Source organism: Pseudomonas brassicacearum (genome assembly GCF_009601685.2).
Classification (GTDB): domain Bacteria; phylum Pseudomonadota; class Gammaproteobacteria; order Pseudomonadales; family Pseudomonadaceae; genus Aquipseudomonas; species Aquipseudomonas kilonensis_B.
Map to the genome: position 1 here is coordinate 5734025 of NZ_CP045701.2, position 26796 is coordinate 5760820.

Here is a 26796-nt window from a genome sequence, read left to right on the forward strand (position 1 = left end):
GAGTATAACGGCGAACTGTTTAGCGTGGTCTGGACTCCAACCAGCAACGCCTTTACCTGTTCAGGAGATTGCTATGCGTATTCCCTTTCGCGTGATCGGTGGCGTCCTGGTCGCCGCCCTGCTGACCCAAATCAGCGCCTGCGGCTCGATCTTCTACCCGGACCGTCGCGGCCAGATCGATGGCAAGATCGACCCGGCGATTGCCGCGCTCGACGCCGTCGGCCTGCTGTTCTACATCATCCCCGGCCTGATCGCGTTCGCCGTGGACTTTGCCACTGGCGCCATTTATTTCGAACCGGGCCGCAGCGTCCAGATCGAGCCAGAGAAACTCAAGCCGGCCATCAACCCCGATGGCACCGTCAATAACCAAAAATTGCAGGCGATCCTGGAACGCGAGCTGGGCCGCAGCTTCCCGCTGGACGATCCTCGGTTGATCCAACACAAGGGCAGCGCGCAACAACTGGCCGCCCTCGGTCTCAAACCCGCCGCCTGACGGACACCACGCAAGGAATGACCGCGACATGACCACCAGCACCGAACATGCTCGTCTGCTACGCCTGGCCACCCGCGCTTCGGTGGCGGTGGCGCTCACACTGGTCGTCGCCAAGGCGCTGGCCTGGTGGCTGAGCGGCTCGGTGAGCATGCTTGCCGGCCTGACCGACTCGGCACTGGACGGCGTCACCTCGCTGCTCAATCTGCTGGCGGTGCATTACGCGCTGCGCCCCGCCGACGATGATCATCGCTACGGTCATGGCAAGGCCGAATCTTTGGCCGGCATGGCCCAGGCGCTGTTTATCGGCGGCAGTGCGGTATTGATTGCCTTGCAGGCTTTCGAGCGCCTGAAAAACCCAGTGCCGGTGGAGGCACCCTGGCTCAGCGTCGGCGTGATCGTGTTTTCCCTCGCGCTGACCCTGGCCTTGCTGGCATTGCAGTACCGGGTTATCCGCGCCACCGGCTCCAACGCCGTGCGTGCCGACTCGCTGCACTATCGCTCCGACTTGTTGCTCAACGGCAGCATCCTGGTGGCGCTGGTGCTGGCCGGGTTTGGCTGGTATCAGCTCGACGCCTGGTTCGGCCTGGGGATCGCCATTTACATTCTGTGGAGCGCGGTCCAGATCGCCCGGGAAAGCTTCGCGGTGCTGATGGATCAGGAACTGCCGCCCAACGTCAGCCAGCACATGCTGGAACTGGCCTGCGCGGTGCCCGGCGTGCTCGGCGCCCATGACCTGCGTACGCGGATCTCCGGCAACCACTGGTTCGTGCAACTGCACCTGGAGTTGCCGGGGGAACTGACCCTGTCAGTGGCCCACGGCATCAGCGACCAGGCCGCCGATGCGATCCATCATGCTTATCCGAAGGCCGAAGTGCTGGTGCATGCCGATCCGTCGGAAGTGGTCAAAGGCGTCAGCGCATAACCTGTGGCAAGGGGGTTTAGCGAAACGTCGCGCCGCCCGCCGGGCCCTGAGCTGTCGAGTGCAACGAGGCTGCGATCTTGTCCCTGGCTATTGAATCGCAAGCGAAAGATCCAGATCAAAAGATCGCAGGCTTCGCCAGCTCCTACAGAGACTTACGGGGCTAAATCCCCTCGCCACAAGAGCATGTGTGCTACCAGCCTCAGTACGTCACCTGATACCCACGACTGCTCAAGCAACTGCCCTGGGCCTGGCGATAGGTCTGCACCACTTCCGGTGCCGGTGGGTAGGTGTAGTTGCGCGGGTCGAAACCGCTCTGCTGCACTGCCCAGCGATAGCAGTCGTAGCCATCCTGATTGACCTGCTCGGGCGACTGGCCGTTGGCCGGGTAGGCCACCACGTCAAAGCTGTTGCCTTGCGGTTGAGGCTGCGGGTTGGCCACGGGCGGTTCGACCACGACGTAGTCCTGGGTGCTGGCCTCGTAGATGTAATAGGCGCCGGCAGCGAGAAAAAACAGTGAGCTGCCGATCCACACTTCCCTGGCGTAATCGGGCAGGTAACGGGTACGGATGCCCCGCGGCGGCTCGACCACGATGTAACGCGGCCCTTGAGGGCGATACCAGTAGCCGCCCGAGTAGAAATAATCCTGGCCGCGATAAGGCACGCGGTAGTTGCGGTCCGGGAAACGGTCGATCACATAACCCGGGCGGTATTGCGGCCCCGGGCCCCAGCCGTTGCCATGACCGTCCGGCCGACCGGGCCAATGCTGCCCGGGACGGTTGTCATGGCCTGGACGGGGCCCGCCGTTTGGATAACCGTCGTTGCGACGCGGGACATCGCGGTAATACCCCGGTTGCGGTTCGCGGGTCTGGGTCACGCTGTCGGGCCGGCCCTGGATCGGCAGGTGGTTGCCAGGCTGCTGCGGCGGGCGACCTTGAGCGTTGGGGTCTTGAGGTGGACGGTCATAGTGCTGACCGCCAGGCTGCGGCTTGACCTCGAACTGACGACTGTTGTCGCCGCGAATGATTTCGTTGCTCTGCGGCCGCGGTTGGCCCGAATAACCCTGGCCGTTGCCACCGCGCCCATCCTGCCCACGACCGTCGTCGGGGCCGCCACGGTTTTGCTGATCGTCGGCCATTCCCTGCGCACTGACACTTGCCCACAACAGACCAACACCTGCCAAACGCCAGATGCGCGACTTCATGAAATTCCTCACAACGGTTCAGGACCTGATGGTAAGACTGGAAAAGCCCAGGCCGGTTCTGCGACAGGTTATCAGCCGCGGGGTTTATTTCGCAGGCATTAAAAAAGGGAGACCCGTCGGCCTCCCCTTGAGAATTTCGTCCGTGCTCGACGCTTATGACGTCGGCCCACCTCACGCCGTCTTCTGGACGGTGTGCAGCTCGGGGGTCTGCCAGTACCGGTGGGTACTGCGACCGCAGCCGGCCTGATTGGGCGGGCTGCACTGGACTGTTTGTCCGAGCAGTGATCTTGGTGGTAAGCATAAGCCTGGGGTGCCGACGGATGATTGCGAAGATTGCGGAAATAAACACCACTTGCGCAATTTTTAACCTCGGATAGATAATCTGCCGCAATTATCAAGATAAAGGCCCGACCGATGAGCAAACTCGACCGTTACGACCTGAGCATTCTGGCGGAATTGCAGCGCGACGCGCGCATCTCCAACCAGGAACTGGCCGAACGCATCGGCCTGTCGCCCTCCCCCTGCTCGCGACGGGTCAAGCAGTTGGAAGATGACGGCTACATCTCCCGCCAGGTTGCCCTGCTCGACCGCAAGCTGCTGGGCCTGAGCCTGACGGCTTATGTGCTGATCGGCATGGACCGTCACACACCCGAGCGTTTCGAGAACTTCGAAGCCGCCATCCGTAACCTGCCGCAAGTGCTGGAGTGCAGCCTGGTCACGGGCATGGACGCCGACTACCAGCTCAAGGTGGTGGTGCCGGACATGGATCATTACCAGAAGCTGCTGTTGGGGCACCTGACCCGGATCGATGGCGTCACCAGCGTGCGTTCGAGTTTTGTGCTGAACCAGGTACTCAACAGCACCGAACTGCCGTTGACTCATCTGCGTAGCTGACCGCTTTTGTGGCGAGGGGGCTGCTCCCGCTGGGTGGCGTGTAGGAGCTGCCGAAGGCTGCGATCTTTTGATCTTTTGATCTTTTGATCTTTTGATCTTTTGATCTTTTGATCTTTTGATCTTTTGATCTTTCGCTTGAGATTTAAGCGTCTGGGGAAAGATCGCAGCCTCGTTGCACTCGACAGCTCCTACAGCTCCAGCTCCTACAGCGTCGAGTGGGAGCGAGCTTGCTCCGGGCGGCGATCCGACGATGGCGTCAGCCCAGCCGATGAATAGCTGCGACACACCGCCGCAGGCCAATCCCGCGCCCGTGCCTCATGCCTTATACTCGCCGCGCCTTTTCAACCCCGCCCACGCCGGAGTGCCCTGATGGATCCTGCTGTTTTCGAAGAGTGGATGATGACCGGTCTGGTCAGCATCCTGATCATTTTCATGGGTTTCATCGTCTGGGACCTGGCGAAGAAGTCCAAGGCCGGGCGTTTTGGCTCGTTCATCCTGTTTTTTGTACTGGGCCTCGGCGTGGCGGCGTTCGTCATCAAGAGCGTGGTGATCGGCCTGATCGAATCCGGGACGTTATAAGCGCGCCGGCACTTCTTTCCACTGGCCCTGGTCGAGCCCATCGATCGTCCAGTCGCCGATCCTGACCCGCACCAGGCGCAATGTCGGCAAGCCTACCGCAGCGGTCATGCGGCGCACCTGGCGGTTGCGCCCCTCGCGTATCACCAGCTCCAGCCAGCTCGTGGGCACGCTTTTTCGAAAGCGCACCGGCGGGTTGCGCGGCCACAGTTGCGGTTCGTCCAATGAGCGCGCCTCGGCCGGCAACGTCATGCCGTCGTTCAATTCCACCCCTTCGCGCAAACGCTGCAATTGCTCAGCACTCGGCTCACCCTCGACTTGTACCCAATAGGTCTTGGCCAGCTTGTGCTTGGGGTCGGCAATCCGCGCCTGCAACTGCCCATCGTTGGTCAGCAACAGCAACCCTTCGCTGTCGCGGTCCAGCCGTCCGGCCGGGTAGATACCCGGTACGTCGATAAAATCCTTGAGCGTCGCCCGCCCTTCACCGTCACTGAATTGCGTCAGTACATCGAAGGGTTTGTTGAACAGGATCAGTTTCGGCTCGGCTGGCGGGGCCTTGGCCACACGGCGCGGGGCGCAGGCTGGAAGCTTCGCGCCAGGGCGACGGGAAGCAGGGCGTGGAGGACGGGGCATGGCGAATACAATATCTAACGGTCAGGGCCGACCATGCTAGTGGCCCGACCGTTAAATAACCACCATCCCCTTCAACGGGGCATCAGCGGAACGGCGGCTCGTCGAAGCTGCGCAGCTTGCGCGAATGCAACGAGTTGAGTTCGGTGCGCAACAGGTCCAACGCCTCGATGCCGATCTTCAGGTGCTGGTTGACCGCTCGCTCATAGAACGCGTTGGCCGAGCCCGGCAGCTTGATTTCGCTGTGCAGCGGTTTGTCCGAAACACAAAGCAACGTGCCATAAGGCACCCGCAGGCGATAACCCTGGGCGGCGATAGTGCCGCTTTCCATGTCCACCGCCACTGCGCGGGACAGGTTGATCAGCGGACGTTCCTGGGCCCAGCGCAGCTCCCAGTTGCGGTCGTCGTAAGTCAGCACGGTGCCGGTGCGCAGGCGCTTTTTCAGCTCGTCGCCCTTTTCGCCGGTGATGTTCGCCGCGGCCTGTTGAAGCGCCATCTGCACTTCGGCCAGGGCTGGAATCGGAATGTTCGGCGGCACCACCCGGTCGAGAATGCCGTCGCGGCGCATGTAGGCGTGGGCCAGCACGTAGTCACCGATGGTCTGGGACTGCCGCAGCCCGCCGCAGTGGCCGATCATCAGCCAGCAATGCGGGCGCAGCACGGCCAGGTGGTCGGTGATGTTCTTGGCGTTGGAAGGGCCGACACCGATGTTCACCAGGGTCACGCCATGACCATCATTGGTCTGCAGGTGATAGGCCGGCATCTGGTAGCGGTGCCAGACCACGCCGGCGGCGATGGCCGACGCTTCGCTGTGCTCCATGTTCTTGTCGATGATCACGTTGCCCGGCAGGACCATGCGTATAAAGCGCGGGTCGCTGCGCAGTTGCTCCAGGCCGTGGACGATGAACTGGTCGACATAGCGGTGGTAGTTGGTCAGCAGGATCCATGGCTGCACATGGCGCCAGTCGCTGCCGGTGTAATGCACCAGCCGGCGCAGGGAAAAATCCACCCGCGCGGCGTCGAACAGCGCCAGGGGCAGCGGGTCGGTGTTTTCCCAGTCATAGAGGCCGTCGGCGATGCCATCGGTGGCGGCCGACAGGTCGGTGCTGGGGAAAACCCGCGCCAGCACGGCGGCAGTCACACCGGAGCCGGCCAGTTCGTCGCCCTGCTCCACCACGTACGGGTACGGAATGTTCTGCTCGCTGACGCCCACTTCCACGGTGACGGTAAAGTCGTGCATCAGCGGGACCAACTGTTCCAGCAGGTATTTACGGAAGGCGGCGGGATGGGTGACGGTGACGCTGTAGGTACCGGGCAACTGGACCTTGGCATAGGCACGCGTGGTTTGCGGAACTTCGCCGTGGCAGTGATAGGTCAGGCGCAAGGCGGGATAGCGAAACAACGCACGCTGCTCGGCATCCGGCTCGACGCGGTCCTTGAGATAACGCATCAGTGCCTGGTTCAACGCGGTGGTCGCACGCTCGTGCAGGGCCGCCAGCCGATCCACGGCTTGTTCGGCGGTTTGAACGACAATAAACGCTTCGGTCACGATCAGCTTCCTGTGTTCTGACTTGCAGGTCTTCATCTTGCCTGCATCGCCGCCCGACGGGAACAGTGGCGTAGTGGACTCGATCGATTCCCTGCCCCCACATGGACTCTGGGATGCTCTGTGGGAGCTGAGCTTGCTCGCGATGGCGGTGGGTCAGTCACCCCAGAAGCTGGATGTGCCGACGCCTTCGCGAGCAAGCCCGCTCCCACAGGGGTATGTGATGTGTCTAAAAGCCGTGCGGGGTCGAGCGGGCAACGATCGCCTCGACATTCAAGCCCCGGGGCAAGACACCGTACACCCGGCCGGCCGAACCCAGGCGACTGGCGATGAAGGCATCGCTGACATCGCTGTTCCCCGCCTCGAGCAAGAGCCTGGCTTGCAGGCCCACGGCGATGTCTTCGGTCAATTGCCGGGCGCGGTACTGGATGTCGTCGGTGTCCTTGAATGCGGCGTGCAATTGGTTGATGTGGCCGGCCAGGCGCTTGTCGCCGTGGCCGTCGCCCAACTCATTGAACAGTACCTCCAGCACGCCGGGCTCCTTGGACAAGGCGCGCAGCACATCCAGGCATTGCACGTTGCCGGAGCCTTCCCAGGTCGAGTTGACCGGCGCTTCGCGGTACAGGCGCGGCAGGATGCTGTCTTCGACGTAGCCGGCACCCCCCATGCATTCGGCGGCTTCGTTGATCATCGCGGGGGCGCGCTTGCAGATCCAGTACTTGCCCACCGCCGTCACCAGCCGGGCGAACTTGGCCTCGTGCTCGTCATTCAAGTGATCCAGCGCCCGGCCCATGCGCAGGCTCAGGGCCAGTGCGGACTCGCTTTCCAGCGCCAGGTCCGCCAGCACGTTTTGCATCAGCGGCTGTTCACTCAACAACTTGCCACCGACCTTGCGGTGCGCGCAGTGATGACTGGCCTGGGTCAGCGCCTGGCGCATCAGGGCGCTGGAGCCGACCATGCAATCGAAACGGGTCATGGCGACCATCTCGATGATCGTCGGCACGCCCCGCCCTTCTTCACCTACCATCCAGGCCAGTGCGCCACGGAACTCGACTTCGCTGGAGGCGTTGGAGCAGTTGCCCAGCTTGTTCTTCAGCCGTTGGATGTAGAACTGATTGCGGGTGTCGTCGGGGCGATGGCGCGGCAACAGGAAACAGGTCAGGCCCTTGTCGGTCTGGGCCAAGGTGAGGAAGGCATCGCACATCGGCGCCGAACAGAACCATTTGTGGCCCACCAACTCATAGGCTTGGCCCGGGCCGCTGGCGCCCACTGGATAAGCCTTGGTGGTGTTGGCCCGCACATCGGTGCCGCCCTGTTTTTCGGTCATCGCCATGCCCAGGGTCACCCCAGCCTTGTGGGCCATGCCGACGTTACGCGGGTCGTACTCGGTAGCCAGCACCTTTGGCAGCCAGCGCTCGGCCAGGTCCGGCTGCAAGCGCAGCGCCGGCACGCTGGCGAAGGTCATGGTCAGGGGGCAGCCAGTGCCGGCTTCGGCCTGGCTGTGCAGGTAGGTCATCGACGCCCGGGCGACATGCGCGCCGGGTTGCGGATGGGCCCAGGGCAAACTGGGCAGGCCGTGCTCGACGGCGGTGCGCATCAACTGGTGATAAGCGGGATGGAATTCCACCAGGTCGATGCGATGGCCATAACGATCATGGCTGCAGAACACCGGTTTGTTCTGGTTGGCCAGGAAGCCCGCTTCCATCAACGGCCCGCCGGCCAGCGCCCCATACGCATCGATCCGCGCCTGTGCCCAACCCGCCCCAAAACGCTGCGACCACTGCTGCAGCGGCAGGTCGATCCGGTACAGGTTGGCACCATCCAGGGACGGCGGCTGGTTGGTGACGTCGTGGGTTTCAGCGAACTGGTGCAGGTTCATGACAGGGCTCCTCGATCGGCCAGGGATTCAGTTAAGCACCGCCTCCAGGCCGAACAAAGTGTCATATGCGCCTAAATGTCGGCGCTTTCACCCTGCCTTGGACAAAGCACCCGACGCTGGAGCATCGCCTGCAGCGCCTCGAATTTCACCGGTTTGCTCAAGTAATCGATCTGCGCGCCCGAGGGACAGCACTCGCGCCCCACGTTCGGGCTGACCACCAGCACCGGCAATTGCTCGCAACCGGACAAGGTGTGGATCTGGCAGCAGAGCGACACGCCGTCCAGCGGCGGCAACTGGCAATCGAGCAGCACCGCATCAAAGCGCTCGCCGTGCAGCAGATCCAGCGCGGCGCGGCCACTGTCGGCGGTGCGCACCCGATACCCGAGCTTGAGCAACATGCCCCGCATGACCAACTGATCGATGCTGCTGTCATCGGCCAGTAGCACCGTGCAATCCTGCGGTTGGCGCGAGCCCTGGTGGCCACCGAAGGAAAACGGCGTCGGGACCGCCGCCGGCAAGGCCACGTCAAACTCCACGTCCAACTGAAAACGGCTGCCACGACCGGGTTCGGAGGTGTGGGTCAGGCGTCCGCCCAGCAGTTCCACCAGTTGCCGGCAGATGGCCAGGCCCACGCCGAGGCCGCCGTATTCGCGGGTCATCGAGCCGTCGAGTTGGAAGAAGCGTTGGTACAAGGTCGCCTCTCCCAGGTCGGTAAAACCGATCCCGGTGTCAATGACGGCAAAGGACAGCATCAGCCGATCGAGCGCTGTCGGCCTGCCGCTGACGCGCAGGGCCAGGCCGCCAACCCGGGTGAACTTGATGGCGTTGTCCAGCAGGCATTCCAGGCTCTGGGCCAGCTTGCCGCTGTCGCCGAGCAACCGGTCCGTCAGGCCTGGGGACACGTCGACCTTGAAGTCCAGGCCCTTGGCCGCGGCATTGGCGCCGAACTGCACCTGCAGCGCATCGACCATCCCACGCAGGCTGAACGGTGCCGGATAGACCTTGAGTTTGCCGGCCTGCAACTCGGTCAGGGTGAGGATGCCGTTGACCATGCGCATCATGTCCCGCGCCGAACCGGCGGCGGTCTGTTGATACTGGGTCAGTTCCTCGTCCATCTCGACGGTTTCCATCAACTCCAGGGAACCGATCACGCCATTCATCGGCGTGCGCAGCTCATGAGTCAAGGTGGCGAGGAATTCATCCTTGAGCTTATTGCCATGGGCCAGTTGCTGGTTGAGTACTTCGAGCTTCTGCCCGGCATCCAAGAGGGTCTGGGCCTGCTGTTCGCGCATGGCGTTGATGCGGTCGGCCAGGGCCAGGGACAGCAGCGCCACTTCAATGGCCGAGCCGATCTGGCTGGCGTACATGGTCAGGAAAACGTTCGGCAGGTAACCGAGCACCATCAACGTATTGACGATGCCCCCCAGCAGAAACGCCGACCAGGCAATGATGAAATAACGCGCCACCCGCAGGCCACGCCACCAGGCAAACAGCCCGGCGGCAAAGATCGTCACCGTGAACAGCAGCGCCAATGCCGTCGCCAGGCGCAGCGCCAGGGCATAACTGGTCATCAGCGACAGGCCGACTACCACGGCGCTGTAGGCGATCAGCGCCAGCAGCAAGCGGTCCAGCCAACGGCTATGCTGGGCGGTTTGCAGGAAGCTGCGGGCGAACTGGCTGCCAAACAGGCCCGCGCAGCCGATGAAGAACGGCGTCGCGGCGTTGGCCCACCAGGGGTTATCCGGCCAGAAGTACTCCACGGCGGCACCGTTGACCGACAACTGATACAGGCCGAACGAGGCAATGTAGAAGATGTAATAGAGGTAGCTGGTATCGCGCACGCTCAGGTAGATGAACAGGTTGTAGACCAGCATCCCCAGCAGCACGCCATAGATGATCCCCAGTACATACAAGCGCACCGGCTGTTGTTCCAGATAAGCGGTGCTCGACCACAGCGTCAGCGGCGCCTGGATCGACCCCTGGCTTTGCAGGCGCAGGTAGAGGGTCTGCTGTTGTTCGGGTTTGAAAGCCAGGCTGAAGAGGTAGTTGTTCTGGCGGACCTCGCGACTGGCAAACGGCAACGCATCACCGGTCTGGCGAACCAGGCGATAGGCCCCCGCCGCATCGGGCAGGTACAAATCGAGGTGATCCAGCGGCGGGTACGCCAGTTCCAGCAGCCAGGTGCGCTGGGTGTCCGGGTTGGCGGGGCGATAGTGCAGGTCGATTTTCAACCAGAAGGCGGATCGCGAGTAACCGGCGTTCAGCGTGCCTTGGTCGTGGGGCTTGAAAGCACCGGCGCCAGCCTGGGCCAGGACATCGTCAATGGTGGCCGTGCCGTCCGCATCTTCGAACACCTGCAGGGCATGGCCCAACGGCAGGTTTTGGGTGAATTCATCGAATTCAAGGGCACTTGCCAGAGGGGACAAGCACAACAACAACATCAGCAAATAGCGCATTTAAGCCCCAGCGCGGCCTGTCCGGTTGAGTCAGGAAGCCCCCCATTCCCTGAGTAGACGTAAAACCGGCATTACCTGTTATGAGTTGGATCCATCCCTAGCATAGCCGCTGATGGCCAATTTGCACCATTGAATTTTTTCCTACAGAAGGCTCTAGTACGGGCGTTTCAGAGCAAAGCATTGAGATAGAGCTGTCGCCTTGGTCAGACTGGAATACAACCTTGGAACCAGACTCGATTGTTTGGACCAGGAATAGGGTTTCCCCTGATGCAGGTGCGCGCCGATCGAAGGGTTTGGTGGTAAGCTCGCGCACCATGAATATCTACAGCTCTCGCCCCGTTGTCCTCTGCCTCTCCGGCCACGATCCCAGTGGTGGCGCCGGTTTGCAGGCAGATATCGAAGCCCTGCTTGCCCAGGGTTGTCATGCCGCCCCTGCCGTTACCGCCTTGACCGTGCAAGACACCGTCAACGTCAGCGATTTCCGGGTGCTCGACCGAGCGTGGGTGTTGGCACAAGCCAATGCCGTGCTCAACGATGCCCAGGTGGCGGCGGTCAAACTGGGGATGCTTGGCTCCCTGGAAATGGTCGACACGGTGGTCGAGTTGCTCCAGGCGCACCCGCACCTGCCCATGGTCTGCGACCCGGTGCTGCGCGCCGGCGGTGGCGGGCGCCTGGGCAAGGATGAGGTCGGCTACGCCATGCGCGAACGCCTGCTGCCCCTGGCAATCATCGCCACCCCCAACCTGCCTGAAGCACGCATCCTCGCCGAACTGCCCGAGGGCAGCGCCGATGAGTGCGCGGAAAAACTGCTGCCCTTCGTCAAACACCTGTTGATCACCGGTGGTCACGGCGACGAACATGAAGTCCATAATCGCCTGTACAGCCGCGATGGCCGGCGCGAAACCTTTACCTGCCAGCGTCTGCCCGGCAGTTACCACGGTTCCGGCTGTACCCTGGCCAGCGCCCTGGCGGGCCGGTTGGCCCAGGGCGAACAGCTCGCCAGCGCCGTCAAGACGGCGCTGGATTACACCTGGCGCACCTTGCGCGATGCCGAACAACTGGGCAAAGGCCAGTTCGTACCGCGTCGCCTGCCGCTGGATTTCTGCTCGTAGCACCGGAGGCCTGTGGAATGAAATTACGTGGCCTTTACGCCATCACCGATAGCCAACTGCTGGCCGGCAAGTTCCTCGCTTATGTCGAAGCAGCGCTGGAAGGTGGCGTCACCCTGCTGCAATACCGCGACAAAAGCAGCGACGAGGCCCGCCGCCTGCGCGAAGCCGAAGCCCTGCGCAACCTGTGCGAGCGCTACAAGACCCAGCTGATCATCAACGATGACGCCGAACTGGCCGCACGCCTGGGCGTCGGTGTGCACCTGGGCCAGACTGATGGCCCTTTGGCGCCAGTGCGGGCACTGCTCGGGCACAAGGCGATCGTCGGAGCCACCTGCCACGCCAGCCTGGCATTGGCCGAACAGGCCGCCAGCGAAGGCGCCAGCTATGTCGCGTTCGGGCGCTTCTTCAACTCCAACACCAAGCCCGGCGCCCCCAGCGCAAACCTTGAACTGCTCGAACAGGCGCACCTCAAGCTGCATATTCCGGTGTGCGCCATCGGCGGCATCACCCTGGACAACGCCGCCCCGCTGGTGGCCCATGGGGTCGACCTGCTGGCGGTGGTCCACGGCCTGTTCGGCGCCGACAGCACCACTGAAGTGACGCGCCGCGCCCGCGCCTTCAACGAGCTGCTGCAGATCAAATAGTCCATTTTCCGTTTTCGAGAGCCCAACCATGTCCCGTTCCGAAACCCTGTTTGCCAATGCCCAGAAACACATCCCCGGCGGCGTGAACTCGCCCGTTCGTGCGTTCAAGAGCGTTGGCGGCACCCCGCTTTTCTTCAAGCACGCCGAAGGCGCGTACGTCACCGACGAAGACGACAAGCGCTATGTGGATTACGTCGGCTCCTGGGGCCCGATGATCCTCGGCCACAGCCATCCGGACGTGCTGGATGCGGTGCGCAAGCAACTGGTACACGGCCTGTCCTACGGCGCCCCGACCGCGATGGAAACCGAGATGGCCGACCTGGTTTGCTCGATCGTGCCGTCGATGGAAATGGTGCGCATGGTCAGCTCCGGCACCGAAGCGACCATGAGCGCGATCCGCCTGGCGCGGGGTTTTACCGGCCGCGACAGCATCATCAAGTTCGAAGGCTGCTACCACGGCCACTCCGACAGCCTGCTGGTCAAGGCCGGCTCCGGCGCCCTGACCCAGGGCGTGCCGAGCTCGGCCGGCGTACCGGCGGCGTTCGCCAAACACACCCTGACCCTGCCGTTCAACGACCTTGAAGAAGTCGAGAAAATGCTCGGCGAAGTCGGCCAGGAAGTGGCGTGCATCATCGTCGAGCCAGTGGCCGGCAACATGAACTGCGTGCCACCGGCACCGGGTTTCCTCGAAGGCCTGCGCAGCCTGTGCGACCAGCATGGCGTGGTGTTGATTTTCGATGAAGTGATGACCGGTTTCCGCGTGGCCCTCGGCGGCGCCCAGGCCCATTACGGCGTCACGCCGGACCTGAGCACCTTCGGCAAGATCATCGGCGGCGGCATGCCGGTGGGCTGCTTCGGCGGCAAGCGCAAGATCATGGAATGCATCGCCCCGCTGGGCCCGGTCTACCAGGCCGGCACCTTGTCGGGCAACCCACTGGCCATGGCCGCCGGCCTGACCACGCTGCGCCTGATCAGCCGCCCGGGTTTCCACGCCGAACTGACCGACTACACCACCCGCCTGCTCGACGGCCTGCAAGTTCGCGCTGACGCGGCAGGCATCCCCTTCGTGACCACCCAGGCCGGCGGCATGTTCGGCCTGTACTTCAGTGGTGCCGATGACATCGTCACCTTCGAAGACGTGATGGCCAGCGACGCCGACCGTTTCAAGCGGTTCTTCCACCTGATGCTCGACGGTGGTGTGTACCTGGCCCCGAGCGCATTCGAAGCCGGCTTCACCTCCATCGCCCATGGCGAGACCGAGCTGAAGATCACCCTCGATGCGGCCGAACGGGCCTTTGCTGCACTGAAGTAAGCCTGTGGATAACTGACGCCGGCTGAAGCTAGCGTCAGTGATTGCCGACAATCTCCCGCTCTTTTCCTACGTATTTATGTCCGAAGCAGCTATTAGCATTCCCTCGCAGCAGAAAAACGAGTAAAGACTTTGTAAGGATGGCCCTGCTTATTTCATAATGCGCGCTTATTGGATCCCCCGGAGGGTCCGCGCGCCCCTCAGAGGTAAGTCGATTCCCATGAACCGCACCGGCCGCACCCTTGCCTTGGGCTGCCTGTTGCTCCTTCAGCCCCTGCTGGCGAATGCACAGGCAGGCGGCAACTCGTTGTTGATCCCGGCGCTGGGCCGCTGCACGCTCAATACCCAGCCACAAGATCTCGCACCGGCACTCGACGCCTGTCAAAAAGCGGCGGACGCAGGTGATGCACAAGCGCAATACGAGTTGGGCGAGTTCTACTATGAAGGCAAGGCTGCGCCGCGCGACCTCAAGCTGGCCCTCAACTACTTCGAAAAAGCCTCGCTGCAAGGCCATGCCCAGGCGCAATTCAAGCTCGGCGGCATGTTCTTCCATGGCGAAGGTGTGCCGGCCAACAACGTCCAGGCCTACATCGTCCTGAAGATGGCCGCGGTCAACGGCGCCGAAGAAGCCCTGGACACCGCCGACGAAGTCGCCGAGCAGATGCCCCGCGACGAGCTGGAAGTGGCGACCCAGGTGCTGGGGCAGATCTTTCGCAAATACCTGATGGAATTGCAGAACGCCGACGGGCGTACGCCCTTCTCACCCCTACCCTGAATCGCACAGCCTGGCCCCTGTAGGAGCGTAGGGGCGTAGGAGCGTAGGAGCTGTCGAGTGCAACGAGGCTGCGATCTTTCCACTGGCAATTGAGTCGAGAGCGAAAGATCAAGATCAGGATCAGGATCAGGATCAAAAGATCGCAGGCTTCGCCAGCTCCTACAGGGCCCGGCGCCGCAGCAACAAATTTCCTACTTCTCAGGCATCGGCATCGGAAACGGCATCACATTGCCGACCGCGCCACGGGCTTCGCTGATTTTCGGGGTGCCCAGGCGTTCGACTTCGTCGATGCGCACGATCGAATGCATCGGCACGAAGCTGCGCACCACGCCTTCGAACTGCGCCTTGAGCTTTTCCTCGCTCGGATCGACGACCACTTGCGTGCGCTCGCCAAAGACGAATTCTTCCACCTCCAGGAAGCCCCACAGATCACTTTGATAGATCTGCTTGGCGTACATTTCGAACACCTGGCCCTGGTTGAGGAAAATCACCTTGTAGATTGGAGCTTCACGTTTGGTCATGGCTGGCGAAACACATCGGCGGGTAAAAATGAGGGCGCGAACTATAGCATAGCCACTGCTCGCACGGCGGTAGGAACCCAGTGGCCTGTACGGTTAATTCGCGCATTCAAATTCGAGTGCCAGGGCTTGCCAGGCAAGGCGCCATGACGAGTCGTAGCCCGCTACGGCGAGGAATGGCAACGCAGCCTGGTAAGTCCTGGCGCCGAAGTTGAGTGCGCGAATTAGCCACACAGGCCACTATTTCCCTATAATGCGCGGTTCTTTGAATCACGTGATGATCCCGTCCATGGCCAAGAAGCTTTACATCGAAACCCACGGCTGCCAGATGAACGAGTACGACAGCTCGCGCATGGTCGATCTGCTGGGTGAACACCAGGCCCTGGAAGTCACCGCCCGCGCTGAAGACGCGGACGTGATCCTGCTCAACACCTGCTCGATCCGCGAACGCGCCCAAGACCGGGTGTACTCGCAACTGGGCCGCTGGCGCGAACTGAAGCTCGCCAACCCGGAAATGGTCATCGCCGTGGGCGGTTGCGTGGCCAGCCAGGAAGGCGCGGCCATTCGTGATCGCGCGCCGTACGTGGACGTGGTCTTTGGCCCGCAGACCTTGCACCGCCTGCCGGAGATGATCGACGCCGCCCGCGCGACCAAATTGCCGCAAGTGGACGTCTCGTTCCCCGAAATCGAAAAATTCGACCACCTGCCCGAACCGCGCATCGACGGCCCTAGTGCCTACGTGTCGGTGATGGAAGGTTGCAGCAAGTACTGCACGTTCTGCGTGGTGCCCTACACCCGCGGCGAAGAAGTCAGCCGGCCGTTCGACGACGTGATCGCCGAGATCATCCACCTGGCGGAAAACGGCGTGCGCGAAGTGACCCTGCTGGGGCAGAACGTCAACGGCTATCGTGGCCTGACCCACGACGGTCGCCTGGCGGACCTCGCCGAACTGATCCGCGTCGTGGCGGCAGTGGATGGCATCGACCGCATCCGCTACACCACGTCTCACCCGCTGGAGTTCTCCGACAGCCTGATCCAGGCCCACGCCGAAGTCCCCGAACTGGTCAAGCACCTGCACCTGCCAGTGCAATCGGGCTCCGACCGGATCCTTGCGGCCATGAAGCGTAACCACACGGCGCTGGAGTACAAATCCAAGCTGCGCAAGTTGCGCGCGGCAGTGCCGGGGATCTGCATCAGCTCGGACTTTATCGTCGGCTTCCCTGGCGAAACCGAGAAAGACTTCCAGCAGACCATGAAGCTGATCGAAGACGTGGGCTTCGACTTCTCCTATTCCTTCGTCTACAGCCAGCGCCCCGGCACGCCGGCGGCCGACTTGGCAGACGAAACGCCCGAAGAACTGAAAAAAGAACGTCTCAACGCCTTGCAACATCGCCTCAACCAGCAAGGTTTCGAGATCAGCCGACAAATGGTCGGCTCCGTCCAGCGGATTCTGGTAACCGATTACTCAAAAAAGGACCCGGGCGAGTTGCAAGGGCGGACCGAAAACAACCGCATCGTCAATTTCCGCTGCGACACCCCGGCCCTGATCGGCCAGTTCGCCGACGTGCACATCGACGCCGCGCAACCGCACTCGCTGCGCGGTTCGTTGATCCAGTAACCGGCTCAAAAACCCTATTGCCTGTGGAAGCAAGACCTGTGGGAGCAAGGCTTGCCCGCGATAGAAGCACCGCAATCTCACTGAAGACCGCGGCGCCTTGATCGCGGGCAAGCCTTGCTCCCACAATGGGCTGTGCCAAGCCCTGTGATCAGATTCGCCTGTTTAAGAGCTTTCGCACCCAGCCTACTGGCGTTATCCTTGATTTCACCTTAATTGCCCCCGGGCGGCTAAAAACGACCTTGAACGCACCCATCGAACCACATCGCTTTATTCTCGAGCCCTTTGAGGCTCGCCGCTTCGCCAATCTGTGCGGGCAATTCGACGAGCACCTGCGCTTGATCGAACAGCGCCTGGCCATCGAGATCCGCAACCGCGGAAACCAGTTCGAACTGATCGGCGAACCCAAGCACACCACCTCCGCGGAAAACCTGCTGCGCCGTCTCTACCGGGAAACCAAGGGGAGCGAGCTGTCGCCGGATACGGTCCACCTGTTCCTGCAGGAGTCGGCTGTCGAAGAACTCGACAACCACGCCCCGTCGGAACCTGCCGTGGCCCTGCGCACGAAAAAAGGCATGATTCGCCCTCGCGGCTTGAATCAGCAGCGCTACGTGAAGGAAATCCTGGGCAACGACATCAACTTCGGCATCGGCCCGGCCGGTACCGGCAAGACCTACCTGGCCGTGGCCTGCGCCGTCGATGCGCTGGAACGTGAACAGGTGCGGCGCATCCTGCTGGTGCGACCGGCGGTCGAAGCGGGCGAAAAACTCGGCTTCCTGCCCGGCGACCTGGCCCAGAAGATCGACCCGTACCTGCGCCCGCTCTATGACGCGTTGTATGAAATGCTCGGCTTCGAATACGTCGCCAAGCTGATCGAGCGCCAGGTCATCGAGGTCGCACCGCTGGCCTACATGCGTGGTCGGACCCTGAACAACAGCTTCATCATCCTCGACGAAAGCCAGAACACCACGGTCGAGCAGATGAAAATGTTCCTGACCCGCATCGGCTTCGGCTCCACCGCCGTCATCACCGGGGACATCACCCAGGTCGACCTGCCTCGTGGCACCAAGTCCGGACTGAACCATGTGATCCAGGTCCTCAAGGACGTGCCGGGCATCAGCTTCACGCACTTCATGCCCAAGGACGTGGTGCGCCATCCATTGGTGCAACGCATCGTCGAAGCCTACGAGCGTTTCGAGCATCGCGCCGAGCAAGAGTTGGACAGCAAAGGCCATGGCCGCAATGCTTGAACTCGACCTGCAAGTGGCCTGCGAACACGCCGCCCCCAGCGAAGCCCAGTTCCGCCAATGGTGCGAACTGGCCCTGCGCCAACGCAGCGCCGACTCGGAGCTGACGATCCGCCTGGTGGACGAACCCGAAGGCCGTGAACTGAACCACACCTGGCGGCAGAAAGACTACGCCACCAACGTGCTGTCGTTCCCCGCCGACGTGCCCGACGAACTGCTCGATATCCCGCTGCTGGGCGACCTGGTGATCTGCGTCCCGGTGGTCGAGCGTGAAGCGGCGGAACAAGACAAGCCCCTTGAGGCCCACTGGGCTCATCTGGTGATTCACGGCTGCTTGCATCTACTGGGTTACGACCATATAGAAGATGACGAAGCCGAAGAAATGGAAGCTCTGGAACGAACGTTGCTTGCAGAGCTGGGTCATCCCGACCCTTATGCCGGCGACGAACACTGATACATCAACCTGTAACGACAAAGGATTCAGAGTAATCGCTATGAGCGAAGATCGATCGAGCAGCGGGCAAAAGTCATGGCTGGGCAAGCTCACCCAGGCTTTTGCCCATGAGCCGAAGAACCGCCAGGAGCTGCTGGAGCTGCTGCGCGATGCACACCAGAACAAACTGCTGGACAGCGAAGCGCTGGCCATCGTCGAAGGCGCCATCCAGGTCGCTGACCTGCAAGTGCGCGACATCATGGTCCCGCGCTCGCAGATGGTCAGCATCAAGGCGACCCAGACCCCTCGCGAATTCTTGCCCGCCGTGGTCGACTCCGCTCACTCGCGCTACCCGGTCGTCGGCGAGAGCCATGACGATGTCATGGGCGTGCTGCTGGCCAAGGACCTGCTACCGCTGATCCTTCAGGAAAACGGCGACAGCTTCAACATCAAGGATTTGCTGCGTCCGGCCACTTTCGTGCCCGAGTCCAAGCGCCTGAACGTGCTGCTGCGTGAATTCCGCGCCAACCACAACCACATGGCCATCGTCATCGACGAATACGGCGGCGTGGCCGGCCTGGTCACCATCGAAGACGTGCTCGAGCAGATCGTCGGCGACATCGAAGACGAACACGACGTCGAGGAAGACAGCTACATCAAGCCCCTGCCCAGCGGCGATTTCCTGATCAAGGCCCTGACGCCGATCGAGAACTTCAACGAATTTTTCGACAGCCAATTCTCCGACGATGAGTTCGACACTGTCGGCGGCCTGGTGATGAGCGCTTTCGGGCACCTGCCCAAGCGCAACGAAACCACGGAAATCGGCGCCTGGCGCTTCCGCATCCTGAATGCCGACAGCCGTCGGATTCACTTGCTGCGCCTGTCGCCCATTGGCCGATAACCCCTGCGAGACCCGCTAAGGACAAAAATGCGCTGGATAACCCGCCCCGGCTGGCCCGGTAACCTGCTGGCCTCGGCGGCCGGTGCGATCACCACCCTGGCCCTGGCGCCGTTCGACCTCTGGCCGCTGGCATTGCTGGCGGTCGGTTTGTTCTATGCCGGGCTGCGCGAGCTCTCGCCGCGCCAGGCCCTGGGCCGTGGCTGGTGTTTCGGCTTTGGCCTGTTCGGTGCCGGCACCAGTTGGATCTACGTCAGCATCCACAACTTCGGCGGCGCCTCGGTGCTGCTCGCCGGGTTCTTGATGCTGCTGTTCATCGCCGCCATCGCCTGGTTCTTCGCCCTGCCCGCCTGGCTGTGGGCGCGCTGGCTGCGCCGCAACGAGGCGCCGTTGGCCGACGCCCTGGCGTTCGCCGCGCTGTGGTTGGGCCAGGAAGCCTTCCGCGGCTGGTTCCTCACCGGGTTCCCCTGGCTGTATTCCGGCTACAGCCAGCTCAACGGCCCGCTGGCCGGCCTCGCGCCGCTGGGCGGGATGTGGCTGATCTCCTTCACCCTGGCCTTGACCGCCGCGCTGCTGTACAACGCGCCGCGGTTGATCCGCACCGGGCGCAAAGGTTTTATTGCCGCGGGCATGCTGTTGTTGATTGGTCCATGGGTGGCCGGCATGGCACTCAAGGGCCACGCCTGGACCAGCCCCTCGGGCGACCCGCTGAGCGTCGCGGCGATCCAGGGCAACATCGAACAAAGCATGAAGTGGGACCCCGAGCAGCTCAACGCGCAGTTGGCGCTGTACCGCGACATGAGCTTTGCATCCAAGCGCGTCGACCTGCTGATCTGGCCGGAAACCGCGGTGCCGGTGCTCAAGGAGTCTGCCCAGGGCTACCTGGACATGATGGGCAGCTTCGCCGCCGAGCGGCATTCGGCGTTGATTACCGGTGTGCCGATTCGCCAACTGGTGCGCCACGAGAAACGTTACTACAACGGCATCACGGTGACCGGCGAAGGTGACGGTACGTACTTGAAGCAAAAACTGGTGCCGTTTGGCGAATACGTGCCGCTACAGGACATCCTGCGCGGCCTGATCGCCTTCTTCGACCTGCCCATGTCGGACTTCGCCCGGGGCCCGGCCGACCAGCCGCTGCTGCAAGCCAAGGGTTACCAGATCGCGCCGTTCATCTGCTATGAAGTGGTCTACCCGGAATTTGCCGCCAGCCTGTCAGCACGCAGCGACCTGCTGCTGACCATCAGCAACGACACCTGGTTCGGCACCTCGATCGGTCCGTTGCAGCACCTGCAAATGGCCCAGATGCGCGCCCTGGAAGCCGGCCGCTGGATGATCCGCGCCACCAACAACGGCGTGACCGGCCTGATCAACCCTTTCGGCCAGATCACGGCACAGATCCCGCAATTCGAGCGCGGCATCCTCTACGGCGAAGTGGTGCCGATGCACGACCTGACGCCATACCTGCAATGGCGCTCATGGCCGTTGATCATCTTGTGCGTGTTGCTGCTGGGCTGGGCGTTGATGGCGAGCCGGATGGCCAGGACGGTTTAAGGTTCTCGATAGTCCTTGCTCCTGCTGGACTCTGTAGGGGCTGCCGAAGGCTCGGGCCGCGTTCGGACGATCTTTTGATCTTGATCTTTCACTCCCGACTCAATTGTCTGGGACAGGATCGCAGCCTCGCTCCGCTCGACAGCTCCTACAGGGATAATCCCAGTTGCCGTAACACCGCTCAGCGGTAGAACAACCAATACCCCACCAGCCCCACCGCCTCATTCATCAACTGCCCCGATTGCCAGATCGACTTGAACTCCGGCATCCAGCCGCCCAGTGGCCGGGCGTTGTCCGCCCCCAGGAAACCCACCGGCGCCGGCACCACTTCAAACCCCGCGCGCTCGAAACTCCAGACCGACCGAGGCATGTGCCAGGCCTGGGTGACCACCACAACCCGCTTGATGCCTTCGGGCAACAGGATCTCGGCGCTCATCTGGGCGTTTTCCCAGGTGGTGCGGCTACGTCCTTCCTGCCAGCGCACGTTGACGCCGAAATCCTCGCGCATCGAGTCGGCCATCAACTTGGCCTCGCTGGGTGGGGTGCCATAGTGCAAGCCGCCGGTGGTCAGCACGGGCAAGCCCGAAGCCTTGGCCAGCCGCGCCGCATAACGCTGGCGCTCCAGGCCGACCCCGGTGGGTTGGTCGGCGCCCCAGGCCGGGTCCCCGCGCTCGCGACCGGAACCCAGCACCACGATGGCGTCGGCACGCTGGGCCAGGGTCGCCCATTCGCCGCGCAGCAGCGGCGGCTCACGCTCCAAGGCCTTGGCGCTCCACTGCACCACCACCGGCAGGCTCATCAACCAGAAACCGCCCAGGCCCACGGCGAAACACAGCCGGGCCAGGCGCGGCCGAGAATGGCGCCACCACCAGGCGAGCGCCAACAGCAGCAAAAGAATGCCGGGCGGCAATAAAAGTTGTTTGATGAAATAGCGAAACGGCATCGGGCATCTCCATAGATGCCCGAAGCCTAAGTGGGTTGACGCAAAGCGACAACAGATTCGAAAAAGCCTTGAACCAAAAAAAGCGACACGCGTGAATCCGGCTTTACTTGAACTGCAGCGACCGGACCTTTACAGCATCCTTATCAGGCGTCCGGTCCTTGAGCCACACAACCTTGGCCGAACGGGGCGCATCGAGACGCTTGAGTACCTGGGCCCCACTGGTGGGGGTTTGATGCCCGGCCTGTTCGAGGTAAGCCTTGACCAGTTCGAACTCCGCGGGGCTCAAGCCTCGCAGTTCCAGCTCTGCCGGGCGTTCATCACGCAAGCGTCCGGCGGTTCTTGCAGCGTCCAGGGCCACCCCAAGACGATCGATCAGTTTTTCATACAACTCAGGTGTAGCGACTTTTCGTTGTGATTCAACCATCCCTCACCTCATTGAAGATAAGACTCACTCCCCATTGAGAAGCTTAGCTTCGCTGGGCAAACCGGCAGGGCGCCGCGACCAACGGCCCTGAATACCGGTCATCGCCGATGGTCAGCGAGGATTCGGCAACAATCAGGGTTTCCCTCGGCAGAGCGCGGTCATGTATGCTACGGCGCTTCCTGTAACTCCACTTCCAGCTTGGCTGGGCATCGAAAACGCCGGATTCGGCGTCGTCTGCGTCCAGCATGGCCACGAAGAGGATTGGGCCACCCCATTCAGTACAAAAGTAGCCATGCACGAACACTACCAGCCCCGTGAAATCGAAGCCGCCGCCCAGTCGTTCTGGGACGAGCAAAAGTCCTTTGAAGTCAGTGAACAGCCAGGCAAGGAGACTTACTACTGCCTGTCGATGTTCCCTTACCCCAGCGGCAAGCTACACATGGGGCACGTGCGCAACTACACCATCGGCGACGTGATCTCCCGCTACCAGCGCATGCAAGGCAAGAACGTCCTGCAACCCATGGGTTGGGACGCCTTCGGCATGCCGGCGGAAAACGCCGCGATGAAGAACAACGTGGCCCCCGCCAAGTGGACCTACGAAAACATCGCCTACATGAAGACCCAGCTGCGCAGCCTGGGCCTGGCGGTGGATTGGTCCCGCGAGGTCACCACCTGCAAGCCCGACTACTACCGCTGGGAACAATGGCTGTTCACCCGCCTGTTCGAAAAAGGCGTGATCTACCGCAAGAACGGCACCGTGAACTGGGACCCGGTGGACCAGACCGTACTGGCCAACGAACAAGTGATCGACGGTCGCGGCTGGCGCTCCGGCGCGCTGATCGAAAAGCGCGAGATCCCGATGTACTACTTCAAGATCACCGCCTACGCGGATGAACTCCTGGAGAGTCTCGACGAACTGACTGGCTGGCCCGAGCAGGTCAAGACCATGCAGCGCAACTGGATCGGCAAGTCCCGGGGCATGGAAGTGCAGTTCCCCTACGACGTCGCCTCCATCGGCGAAGCCGGTACCCTGAAAGTCTTCACCACCCGCCCGGACACGCTGATGGGCGCCACGTATGTGGCCGTGGCCGCCGAGCATCCACTGGCGACCCTGGCGGCACAGAACGACCCTGAGCTGCAGGCGTTCATCGCCGAATGCAAGGGCGGCAGCGTCGCCGAAGCCGACGTCGCCACCCAAGAGAAGAAGGGCCTGCCCACTTCATTGTTCGTCGAACACCCGCTTACCGGCGAGAAGCTGCCGGTATGGGTCGCCAACTACGTGCTGATGCACTACGGGGACGGCGCGGTAATGGCAGTCCCTGCCCACGACGAGCGTGATTTCGAATTCGCCCACAAGTACAACCTGCCGGTCAAACCGGTCGTGCGCACCAGCGCCGGCGACCAGACCCCGGAACCTTGGCAGGACGCCTACGGCGAACATGGCGAGCTGATCAACTCCGGTGAGTTCAACGGCCTGGATTTCCCCGGCGCGTTCGATGCCATCGAAGTCGCCCTGATCAAGAAAAACCTCGGCGCCTCGCGCACCCAGTTCCGTCTGCGGGACTGGGGCATCAGCCGCCAGCGTTACTGGGGCTGCCCGATCCCGATCGTGCATTGCGACACCTGCGGTGACGTACCGGTGCCGGAAGATCAGTTGCCCGTGGTCCTGCCCGAAGACGTCGTACCCGACGGCGCCGGTTCGCCCCTGGCGCGCATGCCCGAGTTCTATGAGTGCAACTGCCCGAAATGCGGCGCACCGGCCAAGCGTGAAACCGACACCATGGACACCTTCGTCGAGTCCTCGTGGTACTACGCACGCTATGCCTCGCCGCACTATGAAGGCGGCCTGGTGGAAAAATCCGCGGCTGACCACTGGTTGCCGGTGGACCAGTACATCGGTGGTATCGAACACGCCATTCTCCACCTGCTCTACGCACGTTTCTTCCACAAGCTGATGCGTGACGAAGGCCTGGTGAGTTCCAACGAGCCGTTCAAGAACCTGCTGACCCAAGGCATGGTGATCGCCGAGACTTACTATCGTCGCGAAGCCAACGGTGCCTACACCTGGTTCAACCCGAGCGACGTAGAACTGGAACGCGACAGCAAAGCCAAGGTCATCAGCGCCAAGCTGATCGCCGACGGCCTGCCGGTGGAAATCGGCGGCACTGAGAAAATGGCCAAGTCGAAGAACAACGGCGTCGACCCACAGTCGATGATCGACCAGTTCGGCGCCGACACCTGCCGCCTGTTCATGATGTTCGCCTCGCCACCTGACATGAGCGCCGAGTGGTCCGATTCGGGCGTCGAGGGCTCGCACCGCTTCCTCAAGCGCGTCTGGCGCCTGGCGCAAGCCCACGTCACCCAGGGCCTGCCGGGCAAACTGGACATCGCCAGCCTGAACGACGAGCACAAAGCCATTCGTCGCTCGATCCACCTGGCCATCAAGCAGGCCAGCCATGACGTCGGCCAGAACCACAAATTCAACACCGCCATCGCCCAGGTGATGACGCTGATGAACGTGCTGGAAAAAGCCGCGCAAGGCACCGAGCAGGATCGCGCTCTGATTCACGAAGGCCTGGAAGCCGTGACGTTGCTGCTGGCGCCGATCACCCCGCACATCAGCCACGAGCTGTGGAATCAACTGGGTCACGCCGACCCGGTGATTGACGCACGCTGGCCGGTGGTGGACGAAACCGCGCTGGTGCAGGACAGCCTGACCCTGGTCATCCAGGTCAACGGCAAGCTGCGCGGCCAGATCGAAATGCCGGCCGCCGCCACTCGCGAAGAAGTCGAAGCTGCTGCGCGGGCCAATGAAAACGTACTGCGCTTCGTCGATGGCCTGACGATTCGCAAAGTGATCGTCGTGCCCGGCAAGCTGGTCAACATCGTCGCAAGCTAATTGGATCAGGCGCGAGGCTCGAGCCTGGCGCCGAATATAACCTGCGGGGTCGCATGGTCGACCCCCATAGGGTTCAAGGGGAGCAACAAGATGATCAAACGTAATCTGCTGGTAGTGGGCCTGGCGGTCCTGTTGAGCGCCTGCGGCTTCCAACTGCGCGGCACCGGCACCACCGAGCTGGCCATCACCGAGCTGGACCTCAGCGCACGGGACGCCTATGGCGAAACCGTCAAGATGCTGCGCGACACCCTGGAAAACAGCGGAGTGAAAGTCTACACCGGCGCCCCGTACAAGCTGGTATTGACCCGTGAACAGCAAAGCCAGCGCAGCCTGAGCTATGCCGGCGCCGGTCGTTCGGCAGAGTACGAACTGAACAACGTACTGAGCTATGAGATCCGCGGCCAGAACGACCTGGTGCTGGTGGACGACAAGCTGCAGGTGCAGAAGGTCTACCTGCACGATGGCAACAACATCACCGGTTCCGACCAGGAGTCGAGCGAAGTGCGTGGCGAAATGCGGCGTGACCTCGTACAGCGCATGATGCTGCGCCTGCAACAGCTGAGCCCGGCCCAACTGGAGCAGCTGCAACAGACGGCCGACGCCAAGGCCAAAGCCGAAGCCGATGCGCTGGAAGCGGCACGCAAGGCTGAAGCGGAGACCCCGCAACAGTCGCCAATGCAGATCCCGGCTGAATAAGCCTTGCGGGGCGCTCCAGCGCCCCGCTCGCCTTTTCTTATGAAGCTCGCTCCCGCCCAACTCGGCAAACACCTGCAAGGCGCCCTCGCGCCGGTCTACATCATCAGTGGCGATGACCCACTGCTGTGCCAGGAAGCCGCCGACGCCATCCGCACTGCTGCACGCCAGCAAGGCTTCGACGAACGCCAGGTCTTCGCCGCCGACGCCAGTTTCGACTGGGGCACGCTGCTGCAGGCCGGGGCGAGCATGTCGTTGTTCGCCGAAAAACGCCTGCTGGAACTGCGTTTGCCGTCCGGCAAACCCGGTGACAAAGGCGCCGCCGCGCTGATCGAATATTGCTCACGGCCCGCCGAGGACACCGTGCTGCTCATCAGCTTGCCGAAGCTCGACGGCAGCGCGCAAAAGACCAAATGGGGCAAGGCCCTGGTCGAAGGCCAACAGACCCAGTTCGTGCAGATCTGGCCGGTGGATGTCAGCCAGCTGCCCAGTTGGATCCGCCAGCGCCTGTCCCAGGCCGGCCTCTCGGCCAGCCAGGACGCCGTGGAACTGATTGCCGCCCGGGTCGAAGGCAACCTGCTGGCCGCCGCCCAGGAAATCGAAAAGCTCAAGCTGATGGCCGAGGGCGGGCAGATCACCGTGGAAACGGTGCAGGCTGCCGTGGCCGACAGTGCGCGCTTCGATGTCTTCGGGCTGACCGATGCGATCCTCAACGGTGAGGCCGCCCATGCCCTGCGCATGCTCGAAGGGCTGCGGGGCGAAGGCGTCGAGCCGCCGGTGATTCTCTGGGCCCTGGCCCGGGAGTTGCGCCTGCTGGCCAACCTGTCCCTGCAATACAGCCAGGGCGTACCGCTGGACAAGGCCTTCAGCCAGGCCCGCCCGCCGGTGTGGGACAAACGCAAACCGCTGATGAGCAAGGCCCTGCAACGCTATTCCGCATCGCGCTGGGCACAACTGCTGCTCGAAGCCCAGCGCATCGATGCGCAGATCAAGGGCCAGGCTGCCGGCTCACCGTGGATGAGCCTCAGTCGCTTGTCGCTGTTGATGGCTGGGCAGCGGTTGACGCTGCCAGCTGAATAACAGATCGCAGCCTTCGGCAGCTCCTACAATGGAAATGCATACTTCTGTAGGAGCTGCC

24 protein-coding genes are annotated in these 26796 nt (G+C 62.5%); 16 read left to right on the forward strand and 8 right to left on the reverse strand.

The window, feature by feature from the left end; translation table 11 throughout:
* Nucleotides 1-73: 73 nt before the first annotated feature.
* On the forward strand, nucleotides 74-493 hold the full coding sequence (locus GFU70_RS24880; RefSeq protein ID WP_058546745.1) for a hypothetical protein: 420 nt from the start codon (nucleotides 74-76) through the stop codon (nucleotides 491-493).
* Nucleotides 494-521: 28 nt separating this feature from the next.
* The gene (locus GFU70_RS24885; protein WP_116641275.1) at nucleotides 522-1415 is read left to right on the forward strand and encodes a cation diffusion facilitator family transporter; all 894 of its coding nucleotides are present in this window, start codon (nucleotides 522-524) and stop codon (nucleotides 1413-1415) included.
* 199 nt (nucleotides 1416-1614) lie between these two features.
* Here the strand turns inward: GFU70_RS24885 and GFU70_RS24890 are convergent, their stop codons facing one another.
* Nucleotides 1615-2616, reverse strand: a complete 1002-nt coding sequence (locus GFU70_RS24890; protein ID WP_058546743.1) for a DUF6515 family protein — start codon at nucleotides 2614-2616, stop codon at nucleotides 1615-1617.
* 414 nt (nucleotides 2617-3030) lie between these two features.
* Here GFU70_RS24890 and GFU70_RS24895 point away from each other — a divergent pair, with 414 nt between their 5' ends.
* Together GFU70_RS24895 and GFU70_RS24900 are read left to right on the forward strand one after the other, a co-directional pair.
* Entirely contained in the window at nucleotides 3031-3510 is a 480-nt protein-coding gene (locus GFU70_RS24895) for an Lrp/AsnC family transcriptional regulator (protein ID WP_057451850.1), read from the forward strand.
* A gap of 369 nt (nucleotides 3511-3879) precedes the next feature.
* A complete protein-coding gene (locus tag GFU70_RS24900) occupies nucleotides 3880-4089 on the forward strand; it encodes a DUF2788 domain-containing protein (RefSeq protein ID WP_007937369.1) in 210 nt (69 codons plus the stop codon).
* Here GFU70_RS24900 and GFU70_RS24905 read toward each other — a convergent pair.
* The 4 genes from GFU70_RS24905 to GFU70_RS24920 all read right to left on the reverse strand — a co-directional run bounded on the left by GFU70_RS24905 (nucleotide 4084) and on the right by GFU70_RS24920 (nucleotide 10597).
* Entirely contained in the window at nucleotides 4084-4650 is a 567-nt protein-coding gene (locus tag GFU70_RS24905) for a pseudouridine synthase (protein ID WP_165826064.1), read from the reverse strand. The two genes, GFU70_RS24900 and GFU70_RS24905, sit on opposite strands and share 6 nt — an antisense overlap.
* Before the next feature lie 151 nt (nucleotides 4651-4801).
* Nucleotides 4802-6301, reverse strand: a complete 1500-nt coding sequence (gene amn, locus GFU70_RS24910; RefSeq protein WP_165826004.1) for an AMP nucleosidase — start codon at nucleotides 6299-6301, stop codon at nucleotides 4802-4804.
* A 190-nt stretch (nucleotides 6302-6491) separates the two neighbouring features.
* Nucleotides 6492-8141 (reverse strand): acyl-CoA dehydrogenase family protein, encoded by a 1650-nt coding sequence (locus GFU70_RS24915; RefSeq protein WP_153388944.1) that lies wholly within the window; start codon nucleotides 8139-8141, stop codon nucleotides 6492-6494.
* 71 nt (nucleotides 8142-8212) lie between these two features.
* On the reverse strand, nucleotides 8213-10597 hold the full coding sequence (locus GFU70_RS24920; RefSeq protein ID WP_153388945.1) for a hybrid sensor histidine kinase/response regulator: 2385 nt from the start codon (nucleotides 10595-10597) through the stop codon (nucleotides 8213-8215).
* Nucleotides 10598-10911: 314 nt separating this feature from the next.
* Here GFU70_RS24920 and GFU70_RS24925 point away from each other — a divergent pair, with 314 nt between their 5' ends.
* The 4 genes from GFU70_RS24925 (at nucleotide 10912) to GFU70_RS24940 (ending at nucleotide 14437) form a co-directional block, all read left to right on the forward strand.
* A complete protein-coding gene (locus tag GFU70_RS24925; protein WP_058546738.1) occupies nucleotides 10912-11709 on the forward strand; it encodes a hydroxymethylpyrimidine/phosphomethylpyrimidine kinase in 798 nt (265 codons plus the stop codon).
* 17 nt (nucleotides 11710-11726) lie between these two features.
* Complete coding sequence (gene thiE / locus GFU70_RS24930; protein WP_058546737.1) at nucleotides 11727-12353, forward strand: thiamine phosphate synthase; 627 nt, start codon at nucleotides 11727-11729, stop codon at nucleotides 12351-12353.
* 28 nt (nucleotides 12354-12381) lie between these two features.
* Nucleotides 12382-13665, forward strand: coding sequence for a glutamate-1-semialdehyde 2,1-aminomutase (gene hemL / locus GFU70_RS24935; protein ID WP_058546736.1), 1284 nt, complete (start codon nucleotides 12382-12384; stop codon nucleotides 13663-13665).
* 217 nt (nucleotides 13666-13882) lie between these two features.
* Nucleotides 13883-14437, forward strand: coding sequence for a tetratricopeptide repeat protein (locus tag GFU70_RS24940; protein ID WP_014340359.1), 555 nt, complete (start codon nucleotides 13883-13885; stop codon nucleotides 14435-14437).
* Nucleotides 14438-14628: 191 nt separating this feature from the next.
* Here GFU70_RS24940 and GFU70_RS24945 read toward each other — a convergent pair whose 3' ends face one another.
* On the reverse strand, nucleotides 14629-14958 hold the full coding sequence (locus GFU70_RS24945; protein WP_003185742.1) for a DUF1820 family protein: 330 nt from the start codon (nucleotides 14956-14958) through the stop codon (nucleotides 14629-14631).
* Nucleotides 14959-15244: 286 nt separating this feature from the next.
* On the opposite strand from GFU70_RS24945, the gene miaB reads away from it, so the two are divergent.
* The 5 genes from miaB (at nucleotide 15245) to lnt (ending at nucleotide 20702) form a co-directional block, all read left to right on the forward strand.
* Nucleotides 15245-16573 (forward strand): tRNA (N6-isopentenyl adenosine(37)-C2)-methylthiotransferase MiaB, encoded by a 1329-nt coding sequence (gene miaB / locus GFU70_RS24950; RefSeq protein ID WP_058546764.1) that lies wholly within the window; start codon nucleotides 15245-15247, stop codon nucleotides 16571-16573.
* A gap of 239 nt (nucleotides 16574-16812) precedes the next feature.
* Nucleotides 16813-17820: a PhoH family protein gene (locus tag GFU70_RS24955; RefSeq protein ID WP_064107079.1), complete on the forward strand. Its 1008-nt coding sequence runs from the start codon at nucleotides 16813-16815 to the stop codon at nucleotides 17818-17820.
* Nucleotides 17813-18271 carry an rRNA maturation RNase YbeY gene (gene ybeY, locus GFU70_RS24960; RefSeq protein ID WP_058546763.1) on the forward strand — a complete coding sequence of 153 codons (459 nt, stop codon included), beginning with the start codon at nucleotides 17813-17815 and terminating at the stop codon, nucleotides 18269-18271. Before GFU70_RS24955 ends, ybeY begins: the two co-directional genes overlap by 8 nt.
* 40 nt (nucleotides 18272-18311) lie before the next feature.
* Nucleotides 18312-19151 carry an HlyC/CorC family transporter gene (locus tag GFU70_RS24965; protein WP_058546735.1) on the forward strand — a complete coding sequence of 280 codons (840 nt, stop codon included), beginning with the start codon at nucleotides 18312-18314 and terminating at the stop codon, nucleotides 19149-19151.
* Between the two features lie 27 nt (nucleotides 19152-19178).
* Complete coding sequence (gene lnt / locus GFU70_RS24970; RefSeq protein ID WP_153388946.1) at nucleotides 19179-20702, forward strand: apolipoprotein N-acyltransferase; 1524 nt, start codon at nucleotides 19179-19181, stop codon at nucleotides 20700-20702.
* Between the two features lie 178 nt (nucleotides 20703-20880).
* Here lnt and GFU70_RS24975 read toward each other — a convergent pair whose 3' ends face one another.
* Both GFU70_RS24975 and GFU70_RS24980 read right to left on the reverse strand, forming a co-directional pair.
* Entirely contained in the window at nucleotides 20881-21642 is a 762-nt protein-coding gene (locus GFU70_RS24975) for a YdcF family protein (protein WP_058546733.1), read from the reverse strand.
* Nucleotides 21643-21745: 103 nt separating this feature from the next.
* On the reverse strand, nucleotides 21746-22066 hold the full coding sequence (locus GFU70_RS24980; protein WP_058546732.1) for a hypothetical protein: 321 nt from the start codon (nucleotides 22064-22066) through the stop codon (nucleotides 21746-21748).
* A gap of 292 nt (nucleotides 22067-22358) precedes the next feature.
* Here GFU70_RS24980 and leuS point away from each other — a divergent pair, with 292 nt between their 5' ends.
* The 3 genes from leuS (at nucleotide 22359) to holA (ending at nucleotide 26738) form a co-directional block, all read left to right on the forward strand.
* Nucleotides 22359-24965, forward strand: coding sequence for a leucine--tRNA ligase (gene leuS / locus GFU70_RS24985; RefSeq protein ID WP_116641272.1), 2607 nt, complete (start codon nucleotides 22359-22361; stop codon nucleotides 24963-24965).
* Between the two features lie 90 nt (nucleotides 24966-25055).
* A complete protein-coding gene (gene lptE / locus GFU70_RS24990) occupies nucleotides 25056-25661 on the forward strand; it encodes an LPS assembly lipoprotein LptE (RefSeq protein WP_058546729.1) in 606 nt (201 codons plus the stop codon).
* 39 nt (nucleotides 25662-25700) lie between these two features.
* Nucleotides 25701-26738 (forward strand): DNA polymerase III subunit delta, encoded by a 1038-nt coding sequence (gene holA / locus GFU70_RS24995; RefSeq protein ID WP_058546728.1) that lies wholly within the window; start codon nucleotides 25701-25703, stop codon nucleotides 26736-26738.
* The last annotated feature ends 58 nt before the right edge of the window (nucleotides 26739-26796 follow it).

What these genes read in the sequence shown, in the direction of transcription:
- GFU70_RS24880 (WP_058546745.1), top strand. Translation starts at nt 74, where the DNA reads ATGCGTATTCCCTTTCGCGTGATCGGTGGCGTCCTGGTCGCCGCCCTG.
- GFU70_RS24885 (WP_116641275.1), top strand. Translation starts at nt 522, where the DNA reads ATGACCACCAGCACCGAACATGCTCGTCTGCTACGCCTGGCCACCCGC.
- GFU70_RS24890 (WP_058546743.1), bottom strand. Translation starts at nt 2,616, where the DNA reads ATGAAGTCGCGCATCTGGCGTTTGGCAGGTGTTGGTCTGTTGTGGGCA.
- GFU70_RS24895 (WP_057451850.1), top strand. Translation starts at nt 3,031, where the DNA reads ATGAGCAAACTCGACCGTTACGACCTGAGCATTCTGGCGGAATTGCAG.
- GFU70_RS24900 (WP_007937369.1), top strand. Translation starts at nt 3,880, where the DNA reads ATGGATCCTGCTGTTTTCGAAGAGTGGATGATGACCGGTCTGGTCAGC.
- amn (WP_165826004.1), bottom strand. Translation starts at nt 6,301, where the DNA reads ATGAAGACCTGCAAGTCAGAACACAGGAAGCTGATCGTGACCGAAGCG.
- GFU70_RS24915 (WP_153388944.1), bottom strand. Translation starts at nt 8,141, where the DNA reads ATGAACCTGCACCAGTTCGCTGAAACCCACGACGTCACCAACCAGCCG.
- GFU70_RS24920 (WP_153388945.1), bottom strand. Translation starts at nt 10,597, where the DNA reads ATGCGCTATTTGCTGATGTTGTTGTTGTGCTTGTCCCCTCTGGCAAGT.
- GFU70_RS24925 (WP_058546738.1), top strand. Translation starts at nt 10,912, where the DNA reads ATGAATATCTACAGCTCTCGCCCCGTTGTCCTCTGCCTCTCCGGCCAC.
- thiE (WP_058546737.1), top strand. Translation starts at nt 11,727, where the DNA reads ATGAAATTACGTGGCCTTTACGCCATCACCGATAGCCAACTGCTGGCC.
- hemL (WP_058546736.1), top strand. Translation starts at nt 12,382, where the DNA reads ATGTCCCGTTCCGAAACCCTGTTTGCCAATGCCCAGAAACACATCCCC.
- GFU70_RS24940 (WP_014340359.1), top strand. Translation starts at nt 13,883, where the DNA reads ATGAACCGCACCGGCCGCACCCTTGCCTTGGGCTGCCTGTTGCTCCTT.
- GFU70_RS24945 (WP_003185742.1), bottom strand. Translation starts at nt 14,958, where the DNA reads ATGACCAAACGTGAAGCTCCAATCTACAAGGTGATTTTCCTCAACCAG.
- miaB (WP_058546764.1), top strand. Translation starts at nt 15,245, where the DNA reads ATGGCCAAGAAGCTTTACATCGAAACCCACGGCTGCCAGATGAACGAG.
- ybeY (WP_058546763.1), top strand. Translation starts at nt 17,813, where the DNA reads ATGCTTGAACTCGACCTGCAAGTGGCCTGCGAACACGCCGCCCCCAGC.
- GFU70_RS24965 (WP_058546735.1), top strand. Translation starts at nt 18,312, where the DNA reads ATGAGCGAAGATCGATCGAGCAGCGGGCAAAAGTCATGGCTGGGCAAG.
- lnt (WP_153388946.1), top strand. Translation starts at nt 19,179, where the DNA reads ATGCGCTGGATAACCCGCCCCGGCTGGCCCGGTAACCTGCTGGCCTCG.
- GFU70_RS24975 (WP_058546733.1), bottom strand. Translation starts at nt 21,642, where the DNA reads ATGCCGTTTCGCTATTTCATCAAACAACTTTTATTGCCGCCCGGCATT.
- GFU70_RS24980 (WP_058546732.1), bottom strand. Translation starts at nt 22,066, where the DNA reads ATGGTTGAATCACAACGAAAAGTCGCTACACCTGAGTTGTATGAAAAA.
- leuS (WP_116641272.1), top strand. Translation starts at nt 22,359, where the DNA reads ATGCACGAACACTACCAGCCCCGTGAAATCGAAGCCGCCGCCCAGTCG.
- lptE (WP_058546729.1), top strand. Translation starts at nt 25,056, where the DNA reads ATGATCAAACGTAATCTGCTGGTAGTGGGCCTGGCGGTCCTGTTGAGC.
- holA (WP_058546728.1), top strand. Translation starts at nt 25,701, where the DNA reads ATGAAGCTCGCTCCCGCCCAACTCGGCAAACACCTGCAAGGCGCCCTC.